Annotated in this window: 15 protein-coding genes and 1 pseudogene; 15 read left to right on the forward strand and 1 reads right to left on the reverse strand. The window is 64.5% G+C overall.

Annotated features, from left to right (window positions below):
* Positions 1-19: 19 nt before the first annotated feature.
* From APH30_RS00860 to APH30_RS00925, 14 genes and pseudogenes are all read left to right on the forward strand, one after another.
* A complete protein-coding gene (locus tag APH30_RS00860) occupies positions 20-1,456 on the forward strand; it encodes a TolC family outer membrane protein (protein WP_054911424.1) in 1,437 nt (478 codons plus the stop codon).
* Complete coding sequence (locus APH30_RS00865) at positions 1,453-3,621, forward strand: type I secretion system permease/ATPase (RefSeq protein ID WP_054911425.1); 2,169 nt, start codon at positions 1,453-1,455, stop codon at positions 3,619-3,621. The genes APH30_RS00860 and APH30_RS00865 overlap by 4 nt, the downstream gene beginning before the upstream one ends.
* Positions 3,618-4,802 (forward strand): HlyD family type I secretion periplasmic adaptor subunit, encoded by a 1,185-nt coding sequence (locus APH30_RS00870; RefSeq protein WP_054911426.1) that lies wholly within the window; start codon positions 3,618-3,620, stop codon positions 4,800-4,802. Before APH30_RS00865 ends, APH30_RS00870 begins: the two co-directional genes overlap by 4 nt.
* Positions 4,803-5,047: 245 nt before the next feature.
* A complete protein-coding gene (locus APH30_RS00875) occupies positions 5,048-5,947 on the forward strand; it encodes a chemotaxis protein (RefSeq protein ID WP_009685181.1) in 900 nt (299 codons plus the stop codon).
* 87 nt (positions 5,948-6,034) lie between these two features.
* On the forward strand, positions 6,035-6,346 hold the full coding sequence (locus APH30_RS00880) for a hypothetical protein (protein ID WP_054911427.1): 312 nt from the start codon (positions 6,035-6,037) through the stop codon (positions 6,344-6,346).
* Positions 6,343-7,077, forward strand: a complete 735-nt coding sequence (locus tag APH30_RS00885; RefSeq protein ID WP_054911428.1) for a YkgJ family cysteine cluster protein — start codon at positions 6,343-6,345, stop codon at positions 7,075-7,077. Before APH30_RS00880 ends, APH30_RS00885 begins: the two co-directional genes overlap by 4 nt.
* 165 nt (positions 7,078-7,242) lie before the next feature.
* On the forward strand, positions 7,243-8,406 hold the full coding sequence (locus APH30_RS00890) for an efflux RND transporter periplasmic adaptor subunit (protein ID WP_054911429.1): 1,164 nt from the start codon (positions 7,243-7,245) through the stop codon (positions 8,404-8,406).
* Positions 8,403-11,495 (forward strand): multidrug efflux RND transporter permease subunit, encoded by a 3,093-nt coding sequence (locus tag APH30_RS00895; RefSeq protein ID WP_054911430.1) that lies wholly within the window; start codon positions 8,403-8,405, stop codon positions 11,493-11,495. Before APH30_RS00890 ends, APH30_RS00895 begins: the two co-directional genes overlap by 4 nt.
* A 9-nt stretch (positions 11,496-11,504) precedes the next feature.
* Positions 11,505-12,179: a heavy metal response regulator transcription factor gene (locus tag APH30_RS00900; protein ID WP_054911431.1), complete on the forward strand. Its 675-nt coding sequence runs from the start codon at positions 11,505-11,507 to the stop codon at positions 12,177-12,179.
* Positions 12,154-13,587, forward strand: a complete 1,434-nt coding sequence (locus tag APH30_RS00905) for a heavy metal sensor histidine kinase (protein WP_054911432.1) — start codon at positions 12,154-12,156, stop codon at positions 13,585-13,587. The genes APH30_RS00900 and APH30_RS00905 overlap by 26 nt, the downstream gene beginning before the upstream one ends.
* A gap of 55 nt (positions 13,588-13,642) precedes the next feature.
* Positions 13,643-14,086 (forward strand): annotated as a pseudogene (locus tag APH30_RS00910) (ATP-binding protein); the annotation flags it as partial.
* A 195-nt stretch (positions 14,087-14,281) separates the two neighbouring features.
* Positions 14,282-14,506, forward strand: a complete 225-nt coding sequence (locus APH30_RS00915) for a hypothetical protein (RefSeq protein WP_029888076.1) — start codon at positions 14,282-14,284, stop codon at positions 14,504-14,506.
* Positions 14,507-14,711: 205 nt separating this feature from the next.
* Positions 14,712-16,046, forward strand: coding sequence for an OprD family porin (locus tag APH30_RS00920; protein WP_029888075.1), 1,335 nt, complete (start codon positions 14,712-14,714; stop codon positions 16,044-16,046).
* A 178-nt stretch (positions 16,047-16,224) separates the two neighbouring features.
* Positions 16,225-17,715 (forward strand): sensor domain-containing diguanylate cyclase, encoded by a 1,491-nt coding sequence (locus APH30_RS00925; RefSeq protein WP_054911434.1) that lies wholly within the window; start codon positions 16,225-16,227, stop codon positions 17,713-17,715.
* Here the strand turns inward: APH30_RS00925 and APH30_RS00930 are convergent.
* The gene (locus tag APH30_RS00930) at positions 17,712-18,188 is read right to left on the reverse strand and encodes a PA2169 family four-helix-bundle protein (protein ID WP_054911435.1); all 477 of its coding nucleotides are present in this window, start codon (positions 18,186-18,188) and stop codon (positions 17,712-17,714) included. The two genes, APH30_RS00925 and APH30_RS00930, sit on opposite strands and share 4 nt — an antisense overlap.
* Positions 18,189-18,389: 201 nt before the next feature.
* Between APH30_RS00930 and APH30_RS00935 the strand changes: the two genes are divergently transcribed.
* Positions 18,390-18,608, forward strand: a complete 219-nt coding sequence (locus tag APH30_RS00935) for a DUF3820 family protein (protein ID WP_009682711.1) — start codon at positions 18,390-18,392, stop codon at positions 18,606-18,608.
* The last annotated feature ends 48 nt before the right edge of the window (positions 18,609-18,656 follow it).

Consider the following 18,656-nt stretch of genomic DNA (forward strand, 5'->3'; position numbering starts at 1 on the left):
CCAGCAGTAAGGGAACTATGTGAAGCGAAGCAGTCTGCTGTCACCGTTGTTGCTTGGAGCCTGCGGGCTCCTGGCCCTGAATCTCCAACCGGTTGCCCAGGCAGCCGATGATATAGACCCCCACCTGCGCCACATCGGGCCATCGCTGCTTCGCGATGCGCCCGCGGCGGTGCCTGCGCGGCCGCCCACCGGCATGGCCCCGGTCGCCAGTGGCGAGCGCCTGAGCCTGACCGAGGCGGTGTTGCAGGCCGCGCAATGGCACCCCAGCATCGCCGAAGCGATCGGCAACCTGTACAAACAGGGCGAAGGCATCAACGTCGCCCGCGCGGGTTACTACCCGCAGATTTCCGGAGGTATCCGCACCGGTTATGACACCGGCTACGGGGGCGATCGCAACAGCCAGGCCCTCAACCTGTCGCTCAAGCAGATGCTCTACGATTTCGGCAAGGTCGACAGCGCCGTCAGTGCCGCGCAGGCCGCCGCCGCACGGGCCCAGGCCAATATCCTGCTGGTGGTGGACGACCTGGCCCGTGACACCGCCTATGCCTGGATCGAAACCCGCCGCTACGAACAGTTGATGGCCATTGCCCGCGAGCAGATCCGCGGGGTGGGGGACATTGCCGGGATGGCTCGCCAGCGCAGCGACATGGGCGCCAGCACCCGCTCCGACGTGGTACAGGCCGAATCCCGCGTGGAAAGCGCCCGCGCCACCCTGGAGGAGTACCAGTCGCAATACGAGCGCTGGCGCTCCACCCTGGCCGCGCTGATGGGCCGCGTGACCCCGCCGGCCCTGGCCGAGCAGTCGCCTGCGGCGTTGAACCAGGCCTGCAAGCGGCCTGCGCAAGGCGATGATCGCCTGCCGGCCGTGCTCATGGCCCTGGCCCAGCGTGCGCAAGGCCAGGCAGAGCTGGCCCAGGCCAAGGCCGAGGCCTACCCGACCGTGTCGCTGCAGCCTCAGGTCAACCATTACCTGGACAACGACTACAACCGCGACAACTCACGCATGGACCGCACCCAGGCGGGCATCTACCTCAACGTCGAGGTACCGATCTACCAAGGCGGTGCGATCAGCGCCCGCAGCCGCGCTGCCAGCCACGCCTTGAGCGCCGCCGACTCCGCCGAAGATGCCGCACGCCTGCAGGCACGGCGTGGCCTGGCCGAGGCTCAGGCACAAACCTCCGGGCTGGGCCGCCGGCTGAGTTCGCTGGAAGCGCGCCAGGTCAGCATCCAGGAGGCGCGCATGCTCTATGGCCGCCAGTATCTGGACCTGGGCACACGGCCCCTGCTCGACCTGCTCAACGCCGAGCAGGAGATCTACCAGTCACGGTTCGAACTTGCCGGCACCCGCTCCGACCTGCTGCGCCTGGATGTCGACTGCCTGTACAACACCGGCGCGCTGCGCGCGGCCTTTGGCCTTGAGGGGCGCAACCTGCAAGGTGTGGAGATCCAGCCATGAGCGATTCGATCAATGTAACCCTGCCCACCCAGCCAGCGGCAGCAGCTCCGGAGGCGGCCCCCCGCCCAGACCTGGGGCCGTGGCTGGAGGTGATGCTGCAGGTGGCGCACCACTACCGCCTGGACGTGTCGCCCCAGCGTATTCGCCTGGCGGCGGTGGAGGATGCCCGGCCGCTGGACGAAATTCTTCGCCACATGGCCCGCCAGGCCGGCCTGGCACTGCGCTTCGTGCGCTTCGATGCCAAGGGCCTGCGGCAATGGCGTACACCGCTGGTACTGGAGCTGGACGATGGCCAGTTGGCCGTGGTCGAGGCAGTCACCGAAGAAGATGACCTGGCGGTGGTGTTCGCCGGTGACCAAGGCCTGACCACACGCCTGCCCCGCGACACGCTCAAGGGCCGCATCACCCGGGTTGCGCTGTTGCGCCCGGCGCGGCCGTTGCGCGATGTACGCACCGATGACTACACCGCCCCCTACGACCGCCACTGGTTCGCCCGTATCGTGCTGCGCGACCTGCGCCCCTATGGGCAGGTGATGGTCGCCTCGCTGGTGGCCAACGTGCTGGCGCTGGCCGGGGTGCTGTTTTCGATGCAGGTCTACGACCGTGTGATCCCGGCAGAATCGCTGCCCACCTTGTACGTGCTGTTCGGCGGCGTGGTGCTGGCGCTGGTGTTCGACTTCAGCATGCGCCTGCTGCGCCTGAAGGTCACCGACCTGCTCGGCAAACGCGCCGACCTGCGGGTGAGTGACCTGGTCTACGGCCATGCCTTGCGCCTGCGCAACTCGGTGCGGCCGAAGTCCACCGGCTCGTTCATTTCGCAACTGCGCGAGCTGGAGTCGATCCGCGATTTGATCACCTCCAGTACTGCCACGGCGTTGGCCGACCTGCCGTTCTTCCTGCTGTTCTTGTTCGTGTTCTGGCTGATCGGCGGCGTGCTGGTGTTCATTCCGCTGGTGGCGCTGCTGGCCATGCTGCTGCCAGGCCTGCTGGCGCAGCGGCGCCTGGCGCGGCTGGCCAACGCCTCGATGCGCGAGTCGGCGCTGCGTAACGCCATGCTGGTGGAAAGCATCCAGGGCCTGGACGAAATCAAGGCGCTGCAGGCCGAGGCACGCTTCGAGCGCCAGTGGAACCAGTACAACGCAGCCTGTGCACACACCAACCTGCGCCTGCGCACGCTCACCAACGGCCTGGTGACCTGGACCCAGAACGTGCAAGGTGCCGTTTTTGCCGTGGTCATCGTGGTCGGTGCACCGATGGTGATCGCCGGCGACCTCACCACCGGTAGCCTGGTGGCAGCGTCGATGCTGTCGTCGCGGATGATGGCGCCACTGGCCCAGCTGACCCATGTACTGACCCGCTGGCAGCAGGCCAAGGTCGCCCTGCAAGGCCTGGACAAGCTGATGCAGTCGGCGGTCGACCACCCCGAAGGCGAAGCGCGCGTGCACCTGCCGGCAATCCGCGGTGAATACCGCCTGCGCCAGGCCAACTTCCGCTACAGCGAAGAATCCCCCCCGGTGCTCAACATTGGCCAACTCGATATTCAGCCGGGCGAACGCATTGCAGTGCTCGGCCGCAACGGCGCGGGCAAGTCCACCCTGCTGCAGGCGTTGGGCGGGGCCATGGACCTGGTACAGGGCGAGGTCAGCCTGGACGGCATCGCCCTGGCCCACCTCGACCCTGCCGACCTGCGCCGCGACGTAGGCCTGCTGCCGCAGTACGCGCGGCTGTTCCACGGCACCCTGCGGGAAAACCTGACCCTCGGCGCCGGCCAGGCCAGCGACCAGGAACTGGTGGCCGCGCTGGCTGCCACCGGGGCGCTGGACTTTGTCCGCCGCCTGCCCAAGGGCATGGACCACCTGATCCTCGAAGGCGGCCTGGGCCTGTCTGGCGGCCAGCGCCAGGCGCTGGTGCTGTCGCGCCTGTTGGTGCGCCAGCCACAGGTGCTGCTGCTGGATGAACCTACGGCATCGCTGGACGACATGACCGAGCGCAAACTGCTGGATAACCTGGAGCGCTTCTGCCAGGGCCGCACGCTGGTGATCGCTACCCACCGCCTGAGCGTGCTGCAACGGGTAGAGCGCATTGTGGTGCTCGACGGTGGGCGCATCGTCATCGATGACACCCGCGATGCCGCATTGGCCAAACTGCAAGGAGCGCAGGCATGAGCAACCACGAACTCCCGGCGTCCTACCTGGACGGGCAGGACGACCAGGCCGTATTCCGCGCCGGGCGCCTCATCACCCTCAGCGCACTGATGCTGGCCGCGTTCCTGGCCTGGGCCGCCTGGTTCGAGGTGACCGAGGTTTCCACCGGTACCGGCAAGGTCATCCCCAGCTCCCGGGAGCAGGTGATCCAGTCGTTCGAAGGGGGCATCGTCGCGCAGATGAACGTGGCCGAAGGCGACCTGGTCGAGCGCGGCCAGGTACTGGCCCAGTTGGACCCGACCAAGACCGCCTCCAGCGTGGGCGAAAGCGAGGCCAAGTACCGCGCCGCCAAGGCCAGCCAGGCCCGGCTGCAAGCCGAGGTGACCGGCAAGCCGCTGACCTTCCCGGCCAGCCTGCGCGACTCGCCCGAGCTGATCGAAGCGGAAACGGCGCTGTACCAGACCCGCCGCCGTGGCCTGGAGCAGACCCTGGCCGGCATCGAGGATTCGCTGCGGCTGGTGCGCAGCGAGCTGAAGATCACCGAAAACCTGGCGAAAATGGGCGCCTCCAGCCGGGTCGAGGTCATCCGCCTGAACCGCCAGCGTTCGGAGCTTGAACTCAAAGCCAACGAGGCCCGGTCCGACTACCTGGTGCGCGCCCGGGAGGAGCTGGCCAAGGCCAGCGCCGAGGCCGACAGTCTGTCAGAGGTGATCCGCGGGCGCAGCGACTCGCTCACGCGCCTGACCCTGCGTTCGCCGGTGCGCGGCATCGTCAAGGACATCGAGGTGAACACCCTGGGCGGCGTGGTCCAGCCCGGTGGCCAGGTGATGAAAATCGTGCCGATGGACGAGCGCCTGCTGATCGAAACCCGCATCGCCCCGCGCGACATTGCCTTCATCCACCCGGACCAGGCGGCCAAGGTCAAGATCAGTGCCTATGACTATTCGGTGTATGGCGGGCTGGATGGCAAGGTGGTGGGTATTTCGCCGGATACCTTGCAAGACGAGGTGAAACCGGAAATCTACTACTACCGCGTGTTCATCCGTACCGAGCAGGACAGCCTGAAGAACAAGGCCGGCAAGCACTTCGCGATTGTCCCGGGGATGATTGCCACAGTGGATATCCGCACTGGTGAAAAAACCATCCTCGATTACCTGATCAAACCGCTGAACCGGGCCAAGGAGGCCCTGCGCGAGCGCTGATCCACACTGCTGCCAAGCGCTGGCCCTTGTAGGAGCGGCCTCGTGTCGCGAAAGGGCTGCAAAGCAGCCCCTGCAGTTTGTGCATCTGTGCTGAAACCCCGGGGCTGCTTTGCAGCCCTTTCGCGACACGAGGCCGCTCCTACAGGGTTGCTCAGCCTTCTTGATCTGCGGCGGATTGCGCTCTAAAGCCCAGCCTGACCTGGCCGATAACCGGTTATCCCCCCCGTTTCCCACCGAAGGTCACCATGGCCACGCAAAAAGCCCGCGCGGACTCCTTGTCGCTGCTGCTGTTCACCCTGCGCAGCGGCAAGCTGATGGCAATCAACCTGCTCAAGGTCAGCGAGATCATCCCCTGCCCGCCGCTGACCAAGCTGCCCGAGTCGCACCCCCACGTGAAAGGCGTAGCCACCTTGCGTGGCCATTCGTTGTCGGTCATCGACCTGTCCCGTGCCATCGGCGAGCAGCCGCTGGAGGACCCGCAAGGCGGTTGCCTGATCGTCACCGAGATCAGCCGTTCGCGCCAAGGCCTGCACGTGCAGGCCGTAAGCCGCATCGTGCATTGCCTGAGCACCGACATCAAACCGCCGCCCTATGCCTCGGGCAACCGCTCGTTCATCACCGGTGTTACCCGCGTCGACAACACCTTGGTGCAGGTGCTGGATATCGAGAAGGTCATCCACGGCATTGCCCCGCCTGCGCCAGAGCCAGCGCGCGGCTCAGTAAGCGCAGAAGACGCCAGCCTGCTGGCCGCCACCAATATCCTGGTGGTGGACGACAGCCAGGTGGCCCTGCAGCAGTCGGTGCACACCCTGCGCAACCTGGGCATCGAATGCCACACCGCGCGCAGCGCCAAGGACGCGATCAATGTGCTGCTGGAACTGCAAGGCACTGCACAGGAGATCAACGTGGTCGTCTCCGATATCGAAATGAGCGAGATGGATGGCTACGCCTTCACCCGAACCCTGCGTGAAACCCCCGACTTCCAGCACCTGTACGTGCTGCTGCACACCTCGCTGGACAGCGCCATGAGCAGCGAGAAGGCAACCCAGGCCGGGGCGAATGCCATCCTCACCAAGTTTTCCTCGCCGGAGCTGACCGATTGTCTGGTGGTGGCAGCACGCGCCGTGGTGTTCGCCGAGCACTGATATATTCAGCGACAAACTCCCCGGCTTGCTGCCGGGGGCAAGTCGGGCATAATTCGCGCCCTCGCAAAAAATTTGCCGGAACCCGCCATGAAGTATCTCAGCTCCATCCTGATCGGCTGCGCCCTTTTCAGCGGTCTCGCCCAGGCTTCCAGCAGCCAGGCCTGGAACACGCAGCGCCAGCAGATGCTCAAAGCCTGCCTGGCGGCCAGCCAGTTCAAGGACGCCCACGCCCGCGGCAAGCCCGCCGAATTCGATGACCAGGTAGGCATGAGTGCCTTGCTGGTCGAAGGTGTCTACCCGCAAAAGCACATGCAGCAGCGCACTGGCACCGAGCTGTGCCTGTACGACCGCCAACAGCAGCGTGCCTTCGTCAGCGAATGGAGCCCGCAAGCCAAGTGACCGCCACCTTGCGTTTTGGCTGCACCGGATGCGGCAAATGCTGCAGCGGCCACCATGTCCCCCTGACCCTGGCCGAGGCAGGCCGCTGGGCACATGACGGCGGTCAGGTGGTTGTGCTGATCGAAGCCTTCGTCACCGATGGCCCGGGCATGCCGGTGGAGCAACGTGAGCATGTGCTGCGCCGGTCGTACCCGGTAGCCTGTGGCAATGGCGAGGCGCGGGTGTCGGTGACCTTTGCCGCGTTCAACCCCGGCCGCTGCCGCAACCTGGACGACAACGACCGGTGCAGCATCTACGAGCAACGGCCGTTGGTTTGCCGCATCTACCCGGTGGAAATCAACCCACACCTCCCCCTGCGCCCAGAGGCCAAGGACTGCCCGCCAGAGGCCTGGCAGCAGGGGCCTGCGCTGCTTCACGGCACGCAACTGGTGGATGCCGGGCTGGAGGCATTGGTGCAGGCTTCGCGCCAGGCCGACCGTGACGACATTGCCGCCAAGGTGGCGGTGTGCCAGGCACTGGGCATGACCACCAGTGCGCTCAAGGGCAACGGGTTTACCGCCTACCTGCCGGACATGGGCGCGTTTGCCGGGGCGCTGGCGCAGGTGCCGGATGATGACGGTACACAGTGGACCTTGCATGTGGAGGATGAGACGCTGGCGGCGGGCTTGCAGGGGCATGGTTTGCACACCACCAACGAGCCCCCGGTGTATTACGCCTTTATCGGTTTCTAGCCCTGCAGGTGGTGGGCGCGGGTTCACCCGCGAGGGAGCAGACCGTGCAGCTGGTTATCTGAAACTGACACGGTTGTCAGCCAGCGGTCACGCTGCCGACCCGGTTCGGCGGCTATAAGATGGAATGACTGACCACCCTCCCCATTGGCCAAGGTGCCCGCACCAATGCGACGTCCGTTCCGCTCTGCCTTGCTTGCCGCCTTGGTACTGCTCGCCCTGGTAGCAGCGGGTACCTGGTTCGCCCAGCGCCAGCCTGCCCCCGCCGCCCGCTCGCAAACGGCCATCCCGGTGCGGGTGGTAACCGTTGCCCAACAGGACGTACCCCGCTACGCCAGCGCCATCGGTTCGGTGCTGTCGCTGCACAGCGTCGAGGTGCGCCCGCAGGTCGAGGGGGTACTGACCCAGGTTCTGGTCAAGGAAGGCCAGTGGGTCAAGCAGGGCGACTTGCTCGCCACCCTCGACGACCGCGCCATACAGGCCCAGCTCGACCAGGCGCGTGCCCTGCTCGGCCAAAGCCAGGCACAGATCCAGGTGGCGGCAGTGGACTTGCGGCGCTACCGCCTACTCAGCCGCGATAACGGCGTGTCCAGGCAACAGCTCGACCAGCAACAGGCACTGGTCAACCAGTTGCAGGCCACCGTCAAAGGCAACCAGGCAGCCATCGCCAACGCCCAGGTGCAGCTGTCGTACACTCGGATCCGCTCGCCGGTGACTGGCCGGGTGGGCATTCGCAACGTCGACCCGGGCAACCTGGTACGCACCAGCGACACGCAAGGCTTGTTCAGCGTGACACAGATCGACCCGATCGCCGTCGAGTTCGCCCTGCCCCAGCAAATGCTGCCAACCCTGCAACGCCTGCTCACGGCACCGGCACCTGCGCTGGTGCAGGCGTACATGGACGCTGACGGCGAACGCAGCCTGCTTGGCGAAGGCCACCTGGCGCTGATCGACAACCAGGTTTCCGCCACCACCGGCACCGTGCGGGTCAAAGCCGAATTCGACAACAAGGACGGCCGCCTGTGGCCGGGGCAACTGGTCACCGTCCGCCTGCGCACCGCCGTGCAAGAAAACGCCCTGGTGGTCCCGCCGCCGGTGGTGCAACGTGGGGTGGACGGGCACTTCGTCTACCGCCTGGACGGCGACAAGGTCACCAGCGTGCCGGTCAAGGTGCTGTACCAGGACAGCGAGCTGAACGTCATTGCCGGGGTCAAGCCGGGTGAGCGCCTGGTGCTCGATGGCCAGTCGCGGCTCAAGCCCGGTTCACGGGTCGAGGTCAGCCCCGATGCGCCTCCAGCGCCGGCCATGGCAGACCAGCGGAGCCAGCCATGAACACGCGCAACGGTGTTTCGGCCTGGTGCATCGACCACCCCATCGCCACCTTGTTGCTGACCTTCGCCCTGGTGCTGTTGGGCGCCATCGCCTTCCCACGGCTGCCGGTCGCCCCCTTGCCCGAGGCCGATTTCCCCACCATTCAGGTGTCCGCGCAACTGCCCGGCGCCAGCCCGGAAACCATGGCCTCGTCGGTGGCAACCCCGCTGGAGGTGCAATTCAGTGCCATCCCCGGCATGACCCAGATGACCAGCAGCAGCGCGCTGGGCTCGACCACCCTGGTGCTGCAGTTCACCCTCGACAAGAACATCGACACGGCCGCGCAGGAAGTGCAGGCGGCGATCAACACCGCTACTGCGCGCCTGCCGCAAGACCTGCCCAACCCGCCCACCTGGCGCAAGGTAAACCCGGCCGACAGCCCGGTGCTGGTGATGACAGTCAGCTCCAGCCAGATGCCCGGCAACGACCTCAGCGACTACGCCGAAACCTTGCTGGCTCGGCAGTTGAGCCAGATCGAAGGGGTCGGCTTGATCAACATCACCGGGCAACTGCGCCCGGCGATCCGCGTGCAGGCGCAGCCGGAAAAACTCGCCGCCATCGGCCTGACCCTGGCCGACCTGCGCCAGGCCATTGCGCAAACCAGCCTGAACCTGGCCAAGGGCGCCCTGTACGGCGAACACAGCGTGTCGACCCTGGCCGCCAACGACCAGCTGTTCCACCCCGAGGACTACGCGCAACTGATCGTCTCGTACCGCAACGGTAGCCCGGTGTACCTGCGCGACGTGGCCACGGTCGTCAGCGGCGCGGAAAACGCCTACGTCAAGGCCTGGTCCGGCGACCAGCCGGGGCTGAACCTGGTGATCTTCCGCCAGCCCGGCGCCAATATCGTCGACACCGTGGACCGGGTCATGGCCGCGCTGCCCAAGCTGCAGGAAATGCTGCCGGCCTCGGTCGAGGTGTCGGTGCTGCAAGACCGCACGCAAACCATCCGCGCCTCGCTGCATGAGGTAGAACTGACCTTGATGATCGCCGTGGCGCTGGTCATCGGGGTGATGGCGCTGTTCCTGCGCCAGTGGTCGGCGACGCTGGTGGTATCCAGCGTACTCGGGGTATCGCTGATCGCCAGTTGCGCACTGATGTACGTGCTGGGCTTCAGCCTGAACAACCTGACCTTGGTGGCCATCGTCATTTCCGTGGGTTTCGTGGTGGACGATGCCATCGTGGTGGTGGAGAACATCCACCGCCACCTGGAAGCCGGCGACGACAGCCGTACCGCAGCGCTCAAGGGTGCAGGGGAAATCGGCTTCACCGTGGTCTCGATCAGCCTGTCGCTGATCGCAGCGTTCATCCCACTGCTGTTCATGGGCGGGGTGGTTGGCCGGCTGTTCAAGGAATTCGCCCTGACCGCCACATCCACCATCCTGATTTCAGTGGTGGTGTCGCTGACCCTGGCGCCGACCTTGTGTGCGCTGTTCATGCACCGCCCACCTGGCGGGCACCAGGGCGGTTTCGGCGAACGCCTGGTTAACTGGTACGAGCGGGGCCTGGACCGTGCCCTCGCCCACCAGCGCGTAACGCTGGGCGTGTTCGCAGTGACCCTGGCGCTGGCGGTCGTGGGCTACGTGGCCATCCCCAAGGGCTTTTTCCCGCTGCAGGACACCGGCTTCATCCTTGGCACCAGCGAGGCGGCCGCGGATGTGTCGTACCCGTCGATGATCGAGAAACATCAGGCGCTGGCGAAAATCATCGGTGCCGACCCGGCGGTGCGCGCGTTCTCGCATTCGGTGGGCGTTACCGGCAGCAACCAGACCATCGCCAACGGCCGTTTCTGGATTGCCCTCAAGCCCCGTGGCGAGCGGGATGTCTCGGCCAGCGAACTGATCGACCGCCTGCGCCCCAAGCTGGCCCAGGTGCCGGGGATCGTGCTGTACATGCGCGCCGGCCAGGACATCAACCTCAGCTCCGGCCCTTCACGCACCCAGTACCAGTACGTGCTCAAGAGCAACGACGCCGAGGCGCTCAACCTGTGGACCCAGCGCCTGACCGAGCGGCTGCGCAACAACCCGGCGCTGCGCGACCTGTCCAATGACCTGCAACTGGGGGCCAGCGTCACGCGCATCGATATCGACCGCCAGGCCGCCGCCCGTTTCGGCCTGACCACTACAGACGTCGACCAGGCACTGTACGACGCCTTCGGCCAGCGCCAGATCAGCGAGTTCCAGACCGACACCAACCAGTACAAGGTCATTCTGGAACTGGATGCGCGCCAGCGTGGTAAAGCCGAGAGCCTCAACTACTTCTACCTGCGCTCGCCCCTGAGCAATGAAATGGTGCCCCTGGCGGCCGTGGCCCATGTGGCGCCGCCCAGCACCGGGCCGCTGTCGATCAGCCACGACGGCCTGTTCCCGGCCGCCAACCTGTCGTTCAACCTGGCCCCCGGCGTGGCCCTTGGCGATGCGGTGAGCATCCTTGAACGCACCCAGCGCGAGCTGGGCATGCCCGATTCGATCAGCGGCAACTTCCAGGGCGCGGCGCAGGCCTTCCAAAGCTCGCTGGCGAGCCAGCCTTGGCTGATCCTGGCGGCACTGGTGGCGGTGTACATCATTCTCGGCGTGTTGTACGAAAGTTTTGTCCACCCACTGACGATCATCTCCACCCTGCCCTCGGCGGGCCTTGGCGCGTTGATCCTGCTGTGGGCCATGGGCCAGGATTTCAGCATCATGGGGCTGATCGGCATCGTGCTGCTGATCGGCATCGTCAAGAAAAACGGCATCCTGCTGATCGACTTTGCCTTGCAAGCCCAGCGCCAGCAGGGCCTTTCCCCGGAACAGGCGATCCACCAGGCCTGCCTGACGCGGTTCCGGCCGATCATCATGACCACCCTGGCCGCGCTGCTCGGCGCGGTCCCGCTGATGTTCGGCTTTGGCACCGGCGCCGAATTGCGCCAGCCACTGGGCATTGCGGTGGTCGGCGGCCTGCTGGTGAGCCAGGCGCTGACGCTGTTCACCACCCCGGTCATATACTTGGCCCTGGAGCGCCTGTTCCATCGCCGTCAGGCTGCCCGCGCGGCAGCGCCAAGTGCCAGTTAGGACAAGACCATGCGTGTGCTGATCATCGAAGACGAAGAAAAAACCGCCGACTACCTGCATCGCGGCCTCACCGAGCAAGGCTTCAGTGTGGACCTGGCGCGCGATGGCATCGATGGCCTGCACCTGGCCCTGGAGGGCGACTATGCCGTCATTGTGCTGGATGTGATGCTGCCCGGGCTGGACGGCTACGGCGTGCTCCGCGCCCTGCGTGCGCGCAAGCAGACCCCGGTGATCATGCTGACCGCCCGTGAGCGGGTCGAAGACCGTATCCGTGGCCTGCGCGAAGGCGCCGATGACTACTTGGGCAAGCCATTTTCGTTTCTGGAACTGGTGGCCCGGCTGCAGGCACTGACCCGCCGCCGCAGCAGCCATGAGCCCATGCAGGTTCAGGTGGCCGACCTGTGGATCGACCTGATGGCACGCAAGGCCACGCGGGCCGGCCAGCGCCTGGATCTGACCGCCAAAGAGTTCTCGCTGCTCAGCGTGCTGGCCCGCCGGCAGGGGGAAATCCTGTCGAAGACGGCAATTGCCGAACTGGTCTGGGACATCAATTTCGACAGCGACGCCAACGTGGTCGAGGTCGCGATCAAACGCCTGCGGGCCAAGCTCGACGGGCCGTTCGACCAGAAACTGCTGCACACCATTCGAGGCATGGGTTATGTCCTGGAAAACCGTGCGGGGTAACTCGATTGCGCTGCGTTTGTCGGCGTTGTTCATCCTGGTGGCGTTGGCCGTGTTCCTGCTGATCGGCTCGGCCCTGTATCGCCAGGTCGACCGCAGCCTCGACCTGCTGCCGCAAGCCGAGCTGGAGGCGCGCTTCAGCGTGCTCGAATCCACACTCAACCGCTACGGCACGCCCGAGCACTGGGCCAAGATCATCAACAAGCTGAACCTGCTGAGCGAGGAAGACAAGCGCATCCGGTTCTGGGTGGTCGGTAGCGACCCCGCCTATGAATATGGCCAGCCCAGCGCGCTGGTGCGCCAGTTCGCTGAGGGCGCGCAGGGCATGCGCGACCTGCGCCTGCCGGACCACCCCTACCCGTACAAAGTGCTGGTCAGCGAGCTGCCGGCGCTGAGCCAGCGCCCGCCACTGCGGTTCATGATCGGCATCGACACCGAAACCTTCTGGCAGGCCCAGCACAGCCTGCTGCTGGCGATCATCGGGCTGGCAGTGCTTGGCGTGCTGCTGGCCTCGGTGCTGGGCTACTGGGTCGCGCGCATCGGCTTGCGCCCTTTGCTGGCGCTTTCCAGGGAGGCCCAGGCACTGGCCCCGCCACGCCTGGACGGGCGCCTGCAAACCCAGGCCCTGGCCCCTGAGCTGGCACAGTTCGCCAGTGCCTTCAACGCCGCGCTCGACCGGGTCAGCCAGGCCTATTCACGGCTGGAAGCGTTCAATGCCGACGTTGCCCACGAGCTGCGTTCGCCGCTGACCAACCTGATCGGCCAGACCCAGGTGGCGCTGACCCGCGGGCGCAGCGCCGAGCACTACTTCGAAGTGCTGCAATCGAACCTGGAAGAGCTGGAGCGCCTGCGCAGCATCATCAACGACATGCTGTTCCTGGCCAGTGCCGACCAGGGCAGCAAAGCTACTGCCCTGACCCAGGCATCGCTGGCCGAAGAGGTGGCGACCACCCTCGACTACCTTGACTACATTCTCGAAGACGCGCAGGTCAGCGTCAGCGTCAGTGGCGATGCCCAGGTTCCCATCGAAAAAGCCCAATTGCGCCGGGCGTTGATCAACCTGCTGAACAATGCCGTGCAGCATACGGCGCCGCACCAGGTGATCCAGGTAAGGATCGTCCCCGGGCCGCAGCAGGTCAGCATTGCCGTGAGCAACCCGGGGCCGGCGATTGCCGACGAGCACCTGCCGCTGCTGTTCGAGCGTTTCTACCGGGTGGATGCGGCGCGCAGCAACAGCGGGGGCGGTAACCATGGCTTGGGCCTGGCCATCGTCAAGGCAATTGCGCTGATGCATGGCGGGGACGTGTTCGTACGCAGTGAAGCCGGGGCGAATACATTCGGTATCCGGCTCCCGACCTGTAGGAGCGGCCTTGCGTCGCGATGGGGTGCGAAGCAGCCCCTGGCTCAGTGACAGGGCGGCAATTGCCGGGGCTGCCATGCAGCCCATCGCGACACAAGGCCGCTCCTACATTCTCGAAGACGCGCAGGTCAGCGTCAGCGTCAGTGGCGATGCCCAGGTTCCCATCGAAAAAGCCCAATTGCGCCGGGCGTTGATCAACCTGCTGAACAATGCCGTACAGCATACGGCGCCGCACCAGGTGATCCAGGTAAGGATCGTCCCCGGGCCCCAGCAGGTCAGCATTGCCGTGAGCAACCCGGGACCGGCGATTGCCGACGAGCACCTGCCGCTGCTGTTCGAGCGTTTCTACCGGGTGGATGCGGCGCGCAGCAACAGCGGGGGCGGGAACCATGGCTTGGGCCTGGCCATCGTCAAGGCGATTGCACTGATGCATGGCGGGGACGTGTTCGTGCGCAGTGAAGCCGGGGCGAATACATTCGGTATCCGGCTCCCGACCTGTAGGAGCGGCCTTGCGTCGCGATGGGGTGCGAAGCAGCCCCTGGCTCAGTGACCGGGCGGCAATTGTCGGGGCTGCAAAGGCCGCGTCTAGCCTGCGGCTTGCAGACGAAAGCCCCGTTGCTTTTTGCGTAGATCGTTACCTTTTGCGCAACAGTGCTTATCGCACTTCGCTCTGTATCAGGTGCAATGAAAGGACTAACTTTAGCCCGTCCTCATTAGCACTTGCACAGCAAGAAGGTAGTTTCAAATGTCCAACAGTATGGGTATTGCCAGCGTTTTCGTCCTGTCGTCCCTGTTGTTGTCGCCCCTGGCCATGGCCGAAGAATCGCCGGCGTTCGTCAACCGTAACAGCGAACTCGCCGCCGTGCACCAGGAGGCCCGCGAAAGCGTTGCCGCACATAAGGCCGACGTGATGAAAGATGCTGAACAGACAGCTTCCAAGGCCTCTGTCGATGCCAAAGCCGACAGCTGATCAGGCGCTGTTGTTGCTTCCACTTTCCCTTGGCTACGCCATGGGCACAGCCTGTGCCGATATGTTAGCCTTTTAAAGCCGCTGCCCATCAGCGGCTTTTTTTATGTGCCCGTAACTCTCAGCCCGGCTGTAACGTTTACCTATAAGAAAGACGCACATTCAAAATAAAAACTGCCCCACCGTCAGACCAAAGGAGCTTCTACCGGTGCCTTCCGCGTTTCGTTTCACCCCGTTTTTCATTGCATTGACTGCAACGATCCCTTGCGCCGCCCAGGCAGATGAAGACAAGGCTGATGGCTTCATCGAAGGGTCGTCCTTCAATCTGCATTTGCGCAATGCCTACTTCAATCGCGACAATCACAACGCCGGCGTGCGCGATACCCGCGAGTGGGGCCAGGGCGCAGTGGCGCGGTTCGAGTCGGGCTACACCCCAGGCACGGTCGGTTTCGGCCTGGACGCCCATGCCATGCTGGGCCTGAAGCTCGACGGTGGCGGCGGCCATGCCGGCACCAGCATCCTGCCAGCGCACATCAAGGACGACGGCGAACTGGGTGCTGCGCCGCATTCGTTTTCCACCGCTGGCGCTGCAGTCAAGCTCAAAGCCTTCGACACCGAACTGAAGGCCGGTGACCTGTTCCTCACCAACCCGGTGATTGCCGGCGGCGAAACCCGCATGCTGCCGCAAACCTTCCGCGGTGTGAGCCTGACCAACACCAGCGTCGACGGCTTGCTGCTCGAAGGCGGCCAGGTGAGCTTCACCCACCCGTACAACCAGAGTGGCCACCGCCGCATCGACACCTACTACGGCTCGCTCGACGAACACGACAAGAGCAAGCACCTGAACTGGGCTGGTGCCTCCTGGAGCGGTACGCCGAACATCACCGCCAACCTGTACGCCGCCGAACTGAAGGACATCTGGAACCAGTACTACGCTGATTTCGACTACACCTACGTGGTCAGCGATCTGGTCAGCCTGAACCCCGGTGTGCACTTCTATCACACCCAGGACACCGGCCAGGCCCTGCTGGGCAAGATCGACAACAACACCTACAGCGTGCACTTCACCGTCAACGCCGGGTACCACAGCGTCACCGCCGCCTACCAGCGGGTCAATGGCAACACCCCGTTCGACTACATCAACCTGGGCGACAGCGTGTACCTGGACAACTCGCGCATGTACTCGGACTTCAACGCCCCCAACGAGCGGTCGTGGAAGCTGCAGTACAACTATGACTTCGCAGGTGTCGGCGTGCCTGGCCTGACCAGCTCGCTGTCCTATTCGCGCGGCGAAGCGGACCTGACCAAGGCCACCCAGGACACTACCCATTACGACTACTACCGTGCCGATGGCAAGAACGCCATGCATTGGGAACGCGACCTGGACTTGAAGTACGTGTTCCAGGAGGGTGACCTGAAGGACCTGTCGGTGCTGGTGCGCTATGCCACCCACCGTGGCAGCCAGGGCTATGCCTCGATCGACAGCAACAGCGACAACGATGAACTGCGGGTGATCGTCGATTACCCCGTGAACGTGTTCTGACCCTCGTTTGCAGGCAGCACACCTGAACGCCTGTGGGAGCGGGCACGCCCGCTCCCACAGGGTTCAGCGTAAATCCAACTGCAGTACAGCGTGATTCCGTCGGAGAAATCTTGTCCGACAATCCATGCTTCCCTAGAATACCGCCGCCGCGAATGGCCCTGCCCCTGCAGTAGCGACCATGCCCACCCAATCCCCGCCTCGAGCATTTTACAGGTCGCACCCCGAGCTGACCCTCAATTTGGGCAGTTGCCTCGCCGTGCTCGCTATCGTGACGATCGTCAGCTACCTGCTGGCCCGCGAGCGGGACAGCGTCGAACAGTCGGCCGTGCGTTCAGCCAACAACATCGTGCAACTGATCGAAAGCGACATCCTGCGCAATGCCGAGCTCTACGACCAATCGCTCAAAGGGTTGATCTGGGCCGTTGGGCGCAAGGAGCTCCCGGAAATTCCCGGCCCGTTGCGCCAGCGTCTGCTGTTCAACGAGGCGTTCGTCGACCGCCAACGCGGTGACGTGCTTTGGCTGGACAAGCAAGGCAACGTGGTCGGTGACTCCACCAGCAGCGTGCCGCGCCAGGCCAACTTTGGCGATACCGGGGTCTTCAGGGCGCACCAGCACAATGCTCACCTGGGGCTGCTGGTGGGCCCGCCATTCAAGGCCAAACTGGGTGACCTGGACTGGTGCATCAGCTTCAGCCGGCGTATTTCCGGGCCGCAGGGCGAGTTTGCCGGGGTCGCCGCCGGGGCGCTGCGCCTGTCGTACTTCAACGACCTGTTCCGGCGCCTGGACATCGGCGACGACAGCAGCATCAGCCTGCTGAACACGGATGGGCAATTGCTCGCCCGGCAAACCTCGCGCCCGGAAACGCTTGGGATCGGTACCAATTTTGCCACTCGGCCGAATTTCAAACGCATTCTCCGCGAGCAGCACGGGAGTTTCACCGCCCCTGCGACCAGTAATGGTCAGCCACGCATGTTCACCTTCGCCCGGGTAGCGCAGTTACCGCTGATCGTGCTGGTGCAGCATTCAGCTGACGAGGTGTTCCAGTCGTGGCGCCGTACCGCCACGGTGGTCAGTGTCGCCACGGGCGTATTGTGCATCGGCATTCTCTGGCTCACCTTGCTGCTGGGCCGGGAATTGCGCCGCCGCCACGAAGCCGAACAGGGCTTGGCGACACTGGCAGCCACCGACAGCCTCACCGGCCTGGCAAACCGCCGGCGGCTAGACCAGGTATTGCGGCAGGAGTGGGCGCGGGCGCAGCGCAATCACACGCCGTTGGCGTTGCTGATGGTGGATGTCGACCATTTCAAGGCATTCAACCAGCGCCATGGTCATGCCGGTGGCGACCATGCCCTGCGCGAGGTGGCCAAGGCAATCGAGGCATGCCTGAGGCGCCCTGCAGACCTGGCTGCGCGCTATGGTGGGGAGGAATTTCAGGTAGTACTGCCGGAAACCGACCTGGCAGGTGCTCAACTGATGGCTGAACGCATCCGCCTGAGCGTGGAGGGGCTGGCACCGTTTGCCGATGATGCCCGTGGGGTCACGGTCAGCATCGGCATCGGTTTGTCCGGCACCCAGTACGACCTGGCCAGGTTGCTGGGTGCTGCGGACGAGGCCCTCTACCGGGCCAAGGCCAAAGGCCGTAACCGGGTAGAAGGGCCAGAGGCTTAAGAGCGAGCGCGGGCAGCGTTGCGCAGTGCCTTCACCTGGTCGTGGTTGCGCTGCACGCCTTGCAGCTGTTTTTCCACCAGGGCATAGGAATTGTCGGAAGCAATACGGCCCAGTTTTACCAGCTTCTCGCGGGCTTCCTTGTATGCCTTGAGCGCATGGTCCTCGCCACGCTCGACCTCATTGAGCACGGACTCTTCGTCTTTACCGGTAACCATCGATTTCAGGCTGACCCAGCCGCGATGCAGGTCGCCGCTGATGCTGGTGGAGGTTTCCGGATCGCCACCCAGGCGGCGAACCTCGCTCTGCAGCTCAGCAGCCGCATTGGCACATTCTCCAGCACGCTGTACGAAGAACGCTTTCAGCTCTGGATTCTTGACATCATCGGCCGACTCACGAAAACCTTTCTCGCCGTCCTTGCTGTACTCGATCAGGTCGTTCAGTACATCGATCACGTCTTTGTTCGGGTTGCTCATGGTAAAGCTCCTTGGCAGGTGATAGTCATCTGGATAGGAGCAGTGTTCATGCCAACCTGGAACTATCATGAATGCCCTTTAGTATCAATGACTTACATCATACGCAAAAAAGCCGGATACCGGTGTTCTGCATGATTACCGCTTGGGCGCTCGTGCAGATTGCAGTATGGTCGGCGCTTCGTCACAACCCGGTCTCTTCTGATGAAACCCGAAACCCTGGAACTGTTGGTGACCCGCACGATGCCCTTCGGCAAATACCAGGGGCGATGCATTGCCGACCTGCCGGGAGACTACCTGGCCTGGTTCGCACGCAAGGGTTTCCCTACGGGGGAACTGGGGGGGTTGCTGGCGTTGATGCATGAGATCGACCATAACGGCCTGGGTGATCTGCTAAAGCCATTGCGGCAGAAGCACGGGTGAACCCGCTCCCTCAGGTGGCCCGCGCAATCTGCAAGCCTGCGAAGTTCC

It is taken from the genome of Pseudomonas sp. NBRC 111127 (assembly GCF_001320345.1).
Classification (GTDB): domain Bacteria; phylum Pseudomonadota; class Gammaproteobacteria; order Pseudomonadales; family Pseudomonadaceae; genus Aquipseudomonas; species Aquipseudomonas juntendi.

Bases quoted from the DNA above. Each gene is read 5' to 3' on its own strand.
- APH30_RS00935 (WP_009682711.1), top strand. From the start codon at position 18,390: ATGAAACCCGAAACCCTGGAACTGTTGGTGACCCGCACGATGCCCTTC.
- APH30_RS00875 (WP_009685181.1), top strand. From the start codon at position 5,048: ATGGCCACGCAAAAAGCCCGCGCGGACTCCTTGTCGCTGCTGCTGTTC.
- APH30_RS00880 (WP_054911427.1), top strand. From the start codon at position 6,035: ATGAAGTATCTCAGCTCCATCCTGATCGGCTGCGCCCTTTTCAGCGGT.
- APH30_RS00895 (WP_054911430.1), top strand. From the start codon at position 8,403: ATGAACACGCGCAACGGTGTTTCGGCCTGGTGCATCGACCACCCCATC.
- APH30_RS00925 (WP_054911434.1), top strand. From the start codon at position 16,225: ATGCCCACCCAATCCCCGCCTCGAGCATTTTACAGGTCGCACCCCGAG.
- APH30_RS00930 (WP_054911435.1), bottom strand. From the start codon at position 18,188: ATGAGCAACCCGAACAAAGACGTGATCGATGTACTGAACGACCTGATC.
- APH30_RS00890 (WP_054911429.1), top strand. From the start codon at position 7,243: ATGCGACGTCCGTTCCGCTCTGCCTTGCTTGCCGCCTTGGTACTGCTC.
- APH30_RS00865 (WP_054911425.1), top strand. From the start codon at position 1,453: ATGAGCGATTCGATCAATGTAACCCTGCCCACCCAGCCAGCGGCAGCA.
- APH30_RS00905 (WP_054911432.1), top strand. From the start codon at position 12,154: ATGTCCTGGAAAACCGTGCGGGGTAACTCGATTGCGCTGCGTTTGTCG.
- APH30_RS00915 (WP_029888076.1), top strand. From the start codon at position 14,282: ATGTCCAACAGTATGGGTATTGCCAGCGTTTTCGTCCTGTCGTCCCTG.
- APH30_RS00900 (WP_054911431.1), top strand. From the start codon at position 11,505: ATGCGTGTGCTGATCATCGAAGACGAAGAAAAAACCGCCGACTACCTG.
- APH30_RS00870 (WP_054911426.1), top strand. From the start codon at position 3,618: ATGAGCAACCACGAACTCCCGGCGTCCTACCTGGACGGGCAGGACGAC.